Origin of the sequence: Wolbachia endosymbiont (group E) of Neria commutata (genome assembly GCF_964026735.1) — a bacterium.
Taxonomy (GTDB): domain Bacteria; phylum Pseudomonadota; class Alphaproteobacteria; order Rickettsiales; family Anaplasmataceae; genus Wolbachia.
Genome location: NZ_OZ034692.1, coordinates 641,740 through 654,537 on the forward strand (window position 1 = coordinate 641,740; position 12,798 = coordinate 654,537).

Consider the following 12,798-nt stretch of genomic DNA (forward strand, 5'->3'; position numbering starts at 1 on the left):
GTATATAAAATTCAGGTTATTACTTTTAACAAAGAACATGGCATTCAGAATAATTCCAGATAATCTCAATATAAAATTTAGTGAGCATAGGAAGTTAACCGCATTAATTAGTATTATTCTTATTATCTTTTCAATATTTATTGTTACATTACGTGGAATAAACCTAGGAATAGATTTTACAGGGGGAATTTTGGTGGAAATAAAATTTCCAGAAAATTCTTCTGTTATTCTTGATGCACTTAAGAAAAATGGTTTGACGGTGCAAAGCTCACAAGCAGGAGACAATCTAATTATGCGTTTTAAAGATGAAGGAGATAAAAATAAAATCAAAAAAATAAAAAGCCTGCTGGAGGAAAAATTAGGTAGCTCAATAACCTACCGTAAAATAGATTATGTTGGTCCACAAATAAGCTCAACACAGGTCTTCGAAGGAATGTTATCCATGTTGATTGCAATTGTTGGAATATTTTTTTACGTCTGGTTTAGGTTTAATTGGCAGTGTGGACTCGGTGGAATAACAGCACTGATTCATGACGTAATTTTAACTGTTGGTTTTATTAGTCTTACTGGAATTGAGTTTAATATTTCATCAACTGCTGCTTTGCTCACTGTTATTGGTTATTCTATCAATGATTCAGTGGTTATATACGATAGGATTCGAGAGTATTGCAAGAGTAATAGAAGTGGGCAAGTAAGTGAAATAGTGGACACAAGTATCAACGTCACACTATCCCGTACTATATTAACCTCTGGTACGACTCTTCTTGCTGCCTTACCTTTAATATTAATCTGCACAGGTTTAGTTAGAGACTTCAGCTTGATTATCTTTTTTGGTATTTTGATTGGTACCTATTCTTCAATATTTATCTCTGCTCCTATATTAACTTATATAGGTCTGGCGAATAAAGAAGAATAAGCTTATATAGCCCCTAAAGTTCATGTTGAATTAAATTTGCTTTCTCCGTAATTACATTATAAAACAGCTTAAAAAGGTTCACTAGCAACCACTCTATTTCTACCAATGTTTTTTGCTTTATATAAGCACTGGTCAGCACGCTCTATAAATAACTTGATGTTCTCAAGATCAGAATTTGCCATTTCTGCAATGCCGATGCTTACAGTTATATTATGTTTATGTGGTGTATTTTTATCTGAAAGTACAAAGTGTTCTTTAGCAATTACTTCGCGTATTCTCTCTGCAATAATATGTGCACTTGATATACTGGTATCTGGCATTACAATAACGAACTCCTCACCGCCAAACCTAGCCAATAAATCTGTTATTCTAATATTTTCAGAAATTCTTTTCTGTATTTGTTTTAAAAGCTCATCTCCAGCGTTATGTCCAAAATCATCATTTACCATTTTAAAATAATCTATATCGAGCATCATAAGGGATAATCTTCTATCTTTTTCTATAGAGTCTTTAACGATGTTTTTTAAGTGTGTATCAAAATACCTTCTATTATAACAGTTAGTTAATGGGTCCTTTATGGACATTTCTGCATTATTAAATAAATTCATTCTCAGGGCATCCTGATATCTTTTTCGTTTCACTTGGGAATTGACTCTTGCTATCAATTCACCTTCATCCAAAGGCACTGTTAAATAATCATTAGCACCAACATTCAGCGCTTTTACCAAATTGTCCTTATCATAATCCTCAGAAAGAATCAAAATTGGTGTATAACGTGTTTCTAATTTACTGCGAAACTCAGAACATAAACGAAGACCGTCAGTTTTTGCAAAGTGTATATCAGAAATAATAAGGTCATAATTATCCTTAACACCAACCCTCAACGCCTCTATAGGATCACTCAGTATTTTAATCAACCTAAAACGCTGCTTTAGAATCTTATATATCTGCTCTGCTTGAAAGACGTCCTCATCTATAACAAGTATGCTAACATCACAAATCTGATTGAAGTAATCCATAATGTAATTTTCTGTGACACCACCAACCTCAGCATTAGTTTCCCCACGCAAACGCAATTCATCTACAACCATTTTGAGGCGTGTAAGAGATTTTATTCTTGCAGATAAAGCAGTCTCATCTATTGGTTTAGTTAGAAAATCATCTGCACCGGCATTAATGCCTTGCACTCTATCCTGAGTGTCATGTAGCGCAGTGACCATAACTATTGGAATATGTGTTGTTAATGGATCGCTCTTTAGCTGCTTGCAAACTTCAAAGCCATTCATCTTTGGCATCATGACATCGAGCAATATAATATCAGGCTGCTGCTTTGCTACTAAATCCATGGCTTCTTCGCCATCAGAGGCTGTTATGACTGTGTAATACTCTGCTGTGAGCTTAGCTTTTAAAAGTTTAACATTGGATAGTATATCATCTACTACTAGAATCTTCGCTGTCATTTTTTGAAAGAGGCCTTTTGGATGTGCTATCTATATTGTAAGCAGGATAGAGCTTGCCATTTTTACCGGCTATGTAATTTACTTCTTCTGTATTACATTCTTCATATAAATCTTCAATTCCGGCATCTTTTAACAATTTTTTAATTTTTGATTTTACAATTATTACATACCTGTATACATTTTTGATAATGTCAATGAACACAGGAACCTTATTCTTATCAAGAACAATTATACTGACCAGTGCTACAACTAAAATTTCTGTAAACCCTATATTAAACATTTTTCTATGAAGCTAGCACTTTAATTCTCCTGATTATAAATATTAATTTACTTAAATCAAGTTTAGAAGCAACCATCTCATCTAAAAAACTACTATAACGTTCTATGTAATCTTTGTCGTTATAAACCCAAACTTTTACATTATCCTTGGTGTTATCAGTAGATTTTATAACTTTAACAGTTAACTTGTGATGGTAGTTACTTAAATCATCCAACGAATCATTAATTAAGCTGCGGTCCCAATAAGAAGAGCTACCCTTCATTTTAATAGCAATTTCTCTGATGAGATCAAATTTCAACAATGATTTTAATTCAAAATATATTTTACCAACATCGAGTATAGGTGTAGACGTTTGTTCAGAAATAGATATGACGTCCAGTGCATAAGTAAGAATACACAAGTTAGCAACTTTTCTTGCCAGAGCTTCATTTATTTTAAGTCTCAATAAAGAATTTAGTTTACAATCGTAAGTTTTCAACAACCGTTCGTCTAAAATTCCAGTCAAATTCTTACCTAAAGTTTCAATTACATCATGGAACTTTATGACATCACTTAGCTTTATAAAACCAAATTTATCAAAATTTCTCGCTAGCCAAAACGACACTCTACCAATAAATTTTTGTACGTTTTTCACTATCTCCAAATATGAATCAATGTCTATCTTTCCATCTAACTCATCAATTTCGTTCCATAGAGTATCCAGATCATATAAGCGATTTATCACAATATATATACTAACTGCTTCATTCATGCTAATTCCAGCATTCTCAACCAAATTATTGATGAATATACACCCCATCCTATTTACAATATCATTCGCAATACAAGTAGAAATAATTTCTCTACTAAGCTGATGCTTTAATATGTAGTCTTTAAATTTACTAATCATTTTTTGAGGAAAATAACTTAACAAATACACCTCAGATGAAAAGTCTTTTTCTGGTATATCAGAATGTATAATCTCATTTTTTATACTTGTTCTAGCATAAGACATCAAAACAGAAAGTTGAGGAGAATTTAAACCTATTGGCTCGGCTAGCATTTTTGCTATTTCTTCATCATTTGGAAGAAACTCTATACCACGATTTAGAAGTCCAGGTTTTTCAAGATTAAGAATTAATCTATAATGCTGCTCCAATCTCTCTTTAGCTTGCAAACACTCAAGAAGCAATGCTTTTGTTTCAATCCTATTATGATCTTCAAGCACCTTGGATGCAACTTCATCGACCATGCTGGCAAGTATTTCATTTCTTTTTTCTAAAGAAAGACCATTTTCCTTCATAGCCGAAACAAATGCGATCTTAATATTCACTTCTAAATCGGAGCATATAACACCAGCTGAATTATCAACAAAATCTGCATTAATATATCCACCTCTTTCAGCGTATTCTATCCTTCCAAGCTGAGTGCAACCGAGATTTCCTCCTTCTATAAACATAGATGCTCTAATATCCTTACCATCTACCCTTAATTCATCGTTTGCTTTGTCACCAACCATGCCATGACTTTCACTCTTTGCCTTGACAAATGTTCCAATTCCTCCATTCCATATAAAGTCTACTTCTGCTTTCAATAAATATTTTATTAAGCTGCTTGGAGATAAGGTATCTTCTTTTATACCAAAAGACTGCTTCATTTCTTGGGAAATGCTTATGGACTTGCTACTACGCTCAAACACTCCACCACCCTGAGAAATCAGATCTTTGCTGTAGTCCATCCAGGTCGAAAATGGTAACTCAAAAAGACGCTTGCGTTCCACAAAACTCTTTTCTGCACTAGGATTTGGATCAACGAAAATGTGCATATGATTAAACGCACCAATTAAATGTATGTTTTTTGAAAGCAACATGCCGTTTCCAAACAGATCGCCCGCCATATCTCCTATTCCTATGGCAGTCACATCTTGGTAAATATCCTTATTCATCTTCCAAAAATGCCTCTGTGCAGCAATCCAAGCACCTCTAGCTGTGATACCCATTTTCTTATGGTCATATCCAGCTGACCCACCAGATGCAAATGCATCACCAAGCCAAAAATTATACTCAGCCGCTATTTGATTAGCATAATCAGAGAACGAAGCAGTTCCTTTATCTGCTGCAACCACTAAATATGGATCGTCTTCGTCATACCTAATGACATTCTCTGGCGGAATTACTTTACCATCAACTACATTATCAGTAATATCGAGCATACCTCTGATAAAATCCTTATAGCACTCAACACCTTTCTCTCTTAAAGTGTTTTTATCTTTATAAACTTGCTTTATTATAAACCCGCCTTTTGCGCCAACAGGTACAATAACCGCATTTTTTGTCATCTGAGCTTTCATGAGCCCCAACACTTCTGTGCGAAAATCTTCTGTTCTATCTGACCACCTTAATCCACCGCGTGCCAATTTTCCACCTCTTAAATGTATTCCCTCAAAGAAGTTTGAGTATACATATAGCTCGCGGTATGGACGAGGTTCTGGCAAATAATTGATTTTATTTGAGTCAAATTTTATAGAGAGATAATGCTTATCCTCTTGATAATAACTGGTTCTCAAAATAGCCATTATTAAATTGAACATTGAACGCAAAACATAATCATGCGAAACATTACTAATCTCTTTTAGAAGTTCCTCAATTTTTTCTTTAAAAATCTCTGTAGTCTCTGCTCTATCAACATCTATAGTTGGATTAAATCTTGAACGAAATAGCTGTATCAGATACTTTACTATTTTCGGATATTCTGAAACTACCTTCTGGATGTATTCTTGATTATAACTAAACGACGTCTGTTTTAAATAAGCGCTGAGAGTCCTAACTAATAGAACTTCTTTCCATTTCAACCCAGCTAAAATAATTAGACTATTGAAATAGTCATTTCTAATTTCCTTCGTAAACACTTTTGCAAGTGTTATTTCAAATTGCTCTTTTAAGGTAATATTGTTTATTAATTCATCGACTCTCGATAGCACAAAATGATGTATCCATATTCCACCATTAATCTCTATGTAATAGCTGTTATGTGATAGGATCTTTGCTCCCAAATTCTTAGTGATTTTCAATATTTGTGATAATTCAAGACCACCGTTATTTGGGGTATAAACCTTCAGCTGGTAATGAAGGTTGTCCTTAGTAAGCCTTAGATCCACTTCGCTAATTTTTTTCTTTCTCACTATCTCCAATTTTTTTATATCGTAATATGCATCATGAGGCTCGAAGCTCTCTTGATAACTTATTGGAAACGCATTGCAATAGCGTATGAATATATCCTCAACAGTGCTAAAAGTATTATATAAATTGTCTATAAAACGGTCTTCCCACTTCTCTGTAATATTTCTCAGCTTATTTTCTATACGTAAAGCTTCACTATCCAGAATTTCTGAACTGCTAGCTTTGAGTACAATATGCAGCTTCATTAAATCATACTCATTGATAATATGATGATTATAAATCTCTGAACTTTCAGCATCGATTTCATCCTTTAATATATCACGTATTTTAAACATTAACCTAGCACTAGCATAACGCATTGGGATTAACACTATGCAGCTAATAAATGCTCCTACACTTCTTAAAAACAACTTGACTCTTGGCTTGATTGCAAGAGACATGACTGAGATACAAATCTTAAATAACTCATCTTCATTAGATTGGAATAGTTCATCACAAGAGAACACTTGTAAAATAGAAATCAAAGCTTTATTGTTGTGGCCCCCTATTACAAACCCAGCCCTTTTTTCTATTGTTTGAACTTTACCTTTAATTATTGGAATTGTTCTAATATCTTGAACTTCAGCTACAGAAGTAAATAATCCAAAAAAACGTTTTTCCTTTATCAACGTCCCTTGACTATCAAATTCTTTTATCCCTATACAATTCATATACGTACGTCGATGAACTATCGAAATTAGATCTGATCTAAATATATACAAAGAACTTAGATCATTAGATGAGATCGATGCATTTTGATACCCTTCGCTTGCTCTCATCAAACCAAGGTTCTCTTTATTATTTGGAACTATCTTCCCATCCTTGTTTGCAGCGCATTCTTGATAGCCCAAAAATACAAAATTGTTATTCTTTAACCAATTTAGAAAGTCTTTTTGCTCCTGATTTCGGTCTGGTTTCATTCCATCTGGGATGACAGAAAGACTTACTTCATCAAGCTTTTGCAGCATTAAGTGCCAGTCCTTAACAGTGCAATTTACTGCACTCAGGGTTTTTTGTAGAGATTCTTTTAGAGTATCAACAAAACTGTCACTTATGCCCTTAATTATTACATATATAACTGACTCTTTTACACCGCCATTTTCTTCCAATGGGCAAATATCATCAATTAAGCCGCCTTTTCTTTTAATATTGATTATGCTGTTACTATAATAACATATCGTTAAACTGTGTGATTTAATAGTGGCAATCACAGAGTCAACCAAGAATGGCATGTCATCATTTGTTATTCTAACCGTAGTAAAATTGCCTTCTATTCCCGATATATTATTTACATTACTTACTACTAGTTTACTTTCGCCTCTTTCCTTTTTAGAAACAAAGTCGTATGCATCTTTTACAATGTATAAAAGGGATTTATCATTTACCTTTAGGTCACTATTATAAATAAAATTATAAAAATATTTAGTAAACTTCTTAATCTTTTCTTTTTCTTGATGATTTTCTTGATCAACTAGCTTAAATAAAGACTCAGTGTCAACATTATAATCTACACACATTTTTTTTAACAAAGATACACAGTAACTTTAAACCTTTTTAACTAAGATTTCGTTATTAAGAGCGTATACAATTAATTCACCATTTTCTACTATTTCGTACAATAAAACTAATTTAGCTAAATTATAAGGGTAACTTTAGCAGAAGCTATACTATTTGCACAGCAGCTTCTTGGCCACAACCTTTATTTATACTATATCAGTAAATATCCAATCTGTCACTGCACTTGCAGCCCCCCTTACGATAAACTGTCCAAGTCAAATTTTTGTTTTGGATAGAGCGTAAACATAACATTCCCATGACCAAAATATACATTTTGAGGATCACTCACTTGTTTTTTTGTTGCCTTTTTATCTACATTCCATATAAATGTCACATAGTTTTCGGTTACTGAGTGCACTTTTAAATCTTTAGTATTTATAAACAACTTTCCATTTACCCATACTCTCCACGTATCGGGGGAAAGGTATAAAATTGAGTCCAAACTCACTATCCTGCTGTTGAAATTATCTGTTACCTTTTCTTGTATAGCACTTGAAGATCGTAAGTTAAACTTTTCCATTTCATCGATCATTTTATTAACTGGTTCTTCATCAAAAAAAATGCTTTTTATATCATGGTATTTTGATAAAACACCAAAGTCATTCTCTATTGCTTCTTTTATTACATCATCCCGATTTGTAGAGCTTGGTTTGTTGTTGTTGATAAAAAAACACTCTTTTGCGCGTAATTTTGCTATATCAATAAAGTCATCGATTTCTTCTTTTAAAATGCTTTCAAAATATCTCTTCTCTATCATCATTCCATATTCCGAATGATGACAAATCATTTCATAATTATCTTGTTTTTCTATATATACGCATAGATTTTCGCTATTTAATCCTAATATTTTATGCTCAATAAAACTTTCATTGCCAGCACACTGCCTGCAAGAATATTCTTTACAACTCCCTATACTTTCTATAATTCCTTCACAGTTGCAATACGCATTAAGACTGACGAATAATAGTGTGCAAATAAAAAGTAGTTTTATCTTCATTACTTTATCTGCTTGATATAATATACCAGTCAAAAATTATATTAGCTCTAACTATCTCTAACATGTTACCATTTAAAATCTGATTCATAGTTGCAGCATCAATATTCCTCTCCTTGTTTAAAACAAGAGATTTAATCATAACATAACCAGGTAGACTTGGAATAGACTGTAAAAATAAAAAAATATGCTTATCACTGATTGAGCTTAAGTTTAAAGTCACCTCACTTTTTATTACTTTTGTGTACTCACTTGTGTTATGAACCTCAATTTCTTCAGGTATGGAAATTGAGATTTCAGGCTCTAGTATATAATACTTTTTATACAGCCTGCTAAGCTCAAAGCTTAAGTTAGCGATATATCTACTGCTGTGTAAACTCGAAGAAGAAATTTTCTTCAATAAATCTAGGTTTCTATTTAAAATAACTTCCTTTTTTTGAACCTCAGTAATCTGTAAATTAATAGAACGAATTTTATCAATAGTGCCCTGATTTTTATTATAAACCTTTCTATCATGAATAATAACGTATGCTAATAATCCAACTAATAGAAAAGAGAGAAATAGATACAACATAAGTTGAATTGCAGTTTTTCTTTTTAATTGAAAAATAGTCATCAATTTACATTGCCTCTCCTACTTCAACATAAATAGATATATTTTCTCCCTCAGCAGCAGGTAAGCTAGAAATATTAATGTCCTTAGCACGAAAGTTGTTGTTTAAATTTTTTCGCAGTTTCTCGTATTTATAAAAAATATTTTTGCCTGGTTGGAAATTAAACCTCAAAGTTGTAGTAATAGAATTTTTTGCCTCATTGCAATTCCACTCAAAGGATTGAAGTTCTACACCCGGTACTTTTAATTTTTCTACATATTTAACTTGTGTGAGAGGTGAGAATTCTATTTTTGATAAAATATTGTTTATGCTTATCAAATCGTATATCTCATCTGTTTTTTTTATATTATAATTTTGGCTAAGCTTTGTTAATTGATCATTTAAAGTTTGCTCCCTTGCTAGTAAATCATCAGCAATATTCAAATTTGAATGTAAATTTAATAAAGAGAACACATTAACTAGGACTAAAACAAAAACGAAATACAGAAAAGCTCGAGGAGAATTTAAATAAAAGGAGTTGATCAGATAAAATTCTTTAGTGTCTTTTGTATTGAAGATAGCTGCCGGCTTGTTCTTAAAGCTATGCAATAAAACTATGGTGTCACAAAAGCTATCTTTTTCGCTTATAGCTAATTCTGATCCCAATAATTTACCTAACTCATATGGAGTTAATATGCTCACGTTATTTTCTGAAAAATTTATGACTGATAAACTAGCTTTAATATCTTCCGAAACTATCATGCAAAGATCGATAAAGTCGTTTTTTTTTAAACCAAACTTAGTTAAGGATTTAATGGCGTCTTGTACCTCCTGGTATATTCCACCCGCGATTATTCCCGGTAAATTATCATTAGTAAAAGGTATTAAACGCGTAAACACCATTTTATTCTCTTTAAGAATCACCTGCCTGTAGCCTCCCGTTTTAGTTGTGGCAACTATGATTTTCCAATTATCAGAATCTTTATGTAAAATCTTTTTTGCTACATTATTAATTTCCATAGGAAACATTAATATTCCTTTAAAGTTAGAGCCTATCTCTACAAACGTATTTAACCAATATTCCACTAAATGATTTGCTTGTGACGAGACAAAAAGATAACACCAATTTTGATTAAACTTGTTTGGCTTTCCAATCAGAAAAACTGATTTTATATCGCTATTACGAATAAAATGCTCCATTTTCGTTTTTGCTGATAGATAGGCGCTAACCCTATTCACCCCTGGAATATACTGCAATGAATAATTTTGATCTACATGATTAAGCACCAAGTATAAAGGTGCTTTTTTATCGGATGAAAGACACGACTTTAAATCGGAAACTGCTTTATCATTTCTGTTCTTAATAAAGTATCTTTTATTTAAAGTGTTATTTTTAAAATATAGTAATATTATGCCTTCCTCTCCAGTCGAAAGCATGAACTTACTTTTGGGTTTTGAACCAAACATATCAACAGGGCATATACTTATTCCAGAATTAAAAAGATAATTTATTGAAATTCACTAAACATCAGAGGAGAACATTTATTATGAATTTTCTCAATAACATCATTTATATCATGATTTTTTTGATTAAATTAGCTTTAATGTTAAGATATTATAACAGAGATGTCAAAAAAGTCTATTGATCAGGCTGGCTATAAATTAGTTTTTATTGACAAATCATTAATTTAGTTGCAAGAAAAAATCCAAACTGGTATGACTTATATTACGAAATTATTAAGTGAGATCCCAGCGTCTGGGCTCCTGCGACAATGTTGCATATTTTAATTTTGCCTTTCCTGAGTAGGATTAGCAAGTTCCTTTATTTTCCATGCTATCTCAACATCATCAAGATTAATTTCAATTTACTCAACTAATGTTCTAATAATACCACGTTTAGTTTGCCAATCTAATTGATCAAGATTTGATTCAATTTTGGAAGAACAGTTTTCTACGCTACTCATCGCAAGGTTCAATTCCTATTGTAATTTTTTATGATCTAGGCCCTGTGAATAAAATTTTATGAGAGCCATATAAGTGCGCCAACGAAATTCAAAAACCCCATAAAAACTACAGCAGTTTTATCAAATCTGGAGAAAATCCGTCTGAAGTTTTTGATTTTACCGAAAAAACACTCGATCAAATGCCGCTCTTTATAAACGTGCTTGTCATAATCTCTTTGCACTTTTCAATTCCTTAGACCCCCTGCGAAACAACGTGAAGCAAGTTGCTGATAAAATCTGGTAGAAATCCCCAGCCCAAAAATTATTAAAAACTATGCCGCAAGTTCACAATACCCGCAATAATATTAAATCTCATGTTGTATTTCTTCTGAAAATTTCTGTAAATATTTGACATAATCTTAAAAACATTGATCTCGCGAATCTTATTTTCCACACGCATCCTGAACGATGGCAGCTTCCGATTATGCTCCTTTTGCTCCTCCGTTAGTGGCTTTTTACGGTGTTTTTTGTACGGAATCACAACGTTTTTCTGCAGTTTTTGCCAACCTTGATACCCAGAATCGGCATATTTTATGCTATCTTTGGCCAACAATTTTTCCTGTTTCCTTATGCGAAAGTCATGTATTCGACCTCGATGTGATCTTGAAACTGACAAAATTTGCCCATTTCCCTCAATCACAATTTCGGTTTTTATCGTGGTCATTTTTTTCTTTCTGGAATAAGATTTTTACGTTTTTTTGCGTCTTTTGGCCGCTGTATCGGTTGCTCCGTGACATCTGCTAAAATTTTTAAATCCTTTCTGGAGTCAGCGTTCTATCCTTTTTTATCGCAATTTTTTTGGCCAATAATGACTCCATTTTCTTCAAAAGTCGGCAAATATTTGAGTTGTGCAAATTAAACAAAAACCCTAAAAATGGATGCGTTATGTACGTTCTATAATAAATTAGAACACATAAAATCCTGTCTTCTAGCACCTCAACATGCGATTTTCTGCCATGGCATTTCTTTTTAGCCTCCATTTTTTCCCACTCTGGACGCACTTTTTCCACGATTTTTTCAAATTCAGATGTTGTGAGCCCTGTCAATTGTCTAAAAACATATGGTGTTTTTGCTATTTTTACGTAACTTATTGCCATCTTCCCTCTTCTATAGTACTTTCCAAAGCAAATGATAACTGTATAATGACCATTTAGGCATGTAGGAAAAGTGATGGTATACAGTGTTGATTTAAGAGAGAAAGCAGTATCTTTGGTTAAAAAAGGAAAGCCAAAGGAAGAGGTTGCAGAACTTTTGGAGATAGGAATAGCAACGTTATACAGATGGCTAAAAAAGAAGGCTGCAGGTGAGAGCTTAAAACCAGCAAAAATGAGTGGTTTTATAAGAAAAATAGATCCAAAAATGCTGAAAGAGTATGTTAAAAAACACCCAGATCAGACGCTAATGGAGATGAAACAAAACCTAGGATTTGGGATAAATTCGATCTGGTATAGGCTGAAGCAGTTAAAAATCACAAGAAAAAAAAGACCACGCTTTACCGAGAGCGGAACCACGAAGATAGGCAAAAATTTGTCGAAAAAGTTGCCAAAATAGACCATGAAAGCATTGTGTATATAGATGAAGCAGGAGTCGATAATAGGCTATACCCAGAATATGGAAGAGCTCCACGAGGGGGAGAAAATTTATGCAGACATTACGGGCAAAAAACGCGAGAGAATCAGTATGACAGGTGGGTGGATTAAGAAAAATTTTATTGCGCCCATGACCTTCACTGGAGGGTGCGATAAGGATGTATTCAATGCGTAGCTGGAGCAAATATTGCTACCAAAGTTGCCTGTTG

General features: G+C 33.0%; 9 protein-coding genes and 2 pseudogenes. 3 read left to right on the forward strand and 8 right to left on the reverse strand.

Translation table 11 applies throughout. The annotated features are described in order from the left end of the window. Positions 1-37: 37 nt before the first annotated feature. Positions 38-916 carry a protein translocase subunit SecF gene (gene secF / locus AAGD89_RS03460; RefSeq protein WP_341808856.1) on the forward strand — a complete coding sequence of 293 codons (879 nt, stop codon included), beginning with the start codon at positions 38-40 and terminating at the stop codon, positions 914-916. A gap of 68 nt (positions 917-984) precedes the next feature. Here secF and AAGD89_RS03465 read toward each other — a convergent pair whose 3' ends face one another. The 8 genes and pseudogenes from AAGD89_RS03465 to AAGD89_RS03500 form a co-directional block, all read right to left on the reverse strand. Then, a complete protein-coding gene (locus AAGD89_RS03465) occupies positions 985-2,376 on the reverse strand; it encodes a PleD family two-component system response regulator (protein ID WP_341808857.1) in 1,392 nt (463 codons plus the stop codon). Next, positions 2,348-2,656 carry a hypothetical protein gene (locus AAGD89_RS03470; RefSeq protein WP_341808858.1) on the reverse strand — a complete coding sequence of 103 codons (309 nt, stop codon included), beginning with the start codon at positions 2,654-2,656 and terminating at the stop codon, positions 2,348-2,350. The genes AAGD89_RS03465 and AAGD89_RS03470 overlap by 29 nt, the downstream gene beginning before the upstream one ends. A gap of 4 nt (positions 2,657-2,660) precedes the next feature. Continuing rightward, complete coding sequence (locus tag AAGD89_RS03475; protein ID WP_341808911.1) at positions 2,661-7,370, reverse strand: NAD-glutamate dehydrogenase; 4,710 nt, start codon at positions 7,368-7,370, stop codon at positions 2,661-2,663. 236 nt (positions 7,371-7,606) lie between these two features. Beyond that, positions 7,607-8,407, reverse strand: coding sequence for a hypothetical protein (locus AAGD89_RS03480; RefSeq protein WP_341808912.1), 801 nt, complete (start codon positions 8,405-8,407; stop codon positions 7,607-7,609). 4 nt (positions 8,408-8,411) lie between these two features. Continuing rightward, positions 8,412-9,020 carry a hypothetical protein gene (locus tag AAGD89_RS03485; protein ID WP_341808859.1) on the reverse strand — a complete coding sequence of 203 codons (609 nt, stop codon included), beginning with the start codon at positions 9,018-9,020 and terminating at the stop codon, positions 8,412-8,414. Positions 9,021-9,024: 4 nt separating this feature from the next. After that, on the reverse strand, positions 9,025-10,464 hold the full coding sequence (locus AAGD89_RS03490; protein ID WP_341808860.1) for a hypothetical protein: 1,440 nt from the start codon (positions 10,462-10,464) through the stop codon (positions 9,025-9,027). Between the two features lie 553 nt (positions 10,465-11,017). Further along, positions 11,018-11,185: pseudogene (locus AAGD89_RS03495) on the reverse strand (IS5/IS1182 family transposase); the annotation flags it as partial. A gap of 80 nt (positions 11,186-11,265) precedes the next feature. Then, positions 11,266-12,097 (reverse strand): annotated as a pseudogene (locus AAGD89_RS03500) (transposase family protein). 73 nt (positions 12,098-12,170) lie between these two features. Here AAGD89_RS03500 and AAGD89_RS03505 point away from each other — a divergent pair. Both AAGD89_RS03505 and AAGD89_RS03510 read left to right on the forward strand, forming a co-directional pair. Continuing rightward, positions 12,171-12,551, forward strand: a complete 381-nt coding sequence (locus AAGD89_RS03505; RefSeq protein ID WP_341808723.1) for an IS630 transposase-related protein — start codon at positions 12,171-12,173, stop codon at positions 12,549-12,551. A gap of 24 nt (positions 12,552-12,575) precedes the next feature. Then, entirely contained in the window at positions 12,576-12,764 is a 189-nt protein-coding gene (locus AAGD89_RS03510) for a hypothetical protein (protein ID WP_341807927.1), read from the forward strand. The last annotated feature ends 34 nt before the right edge of the window (positions 12,765-12,798 follow it).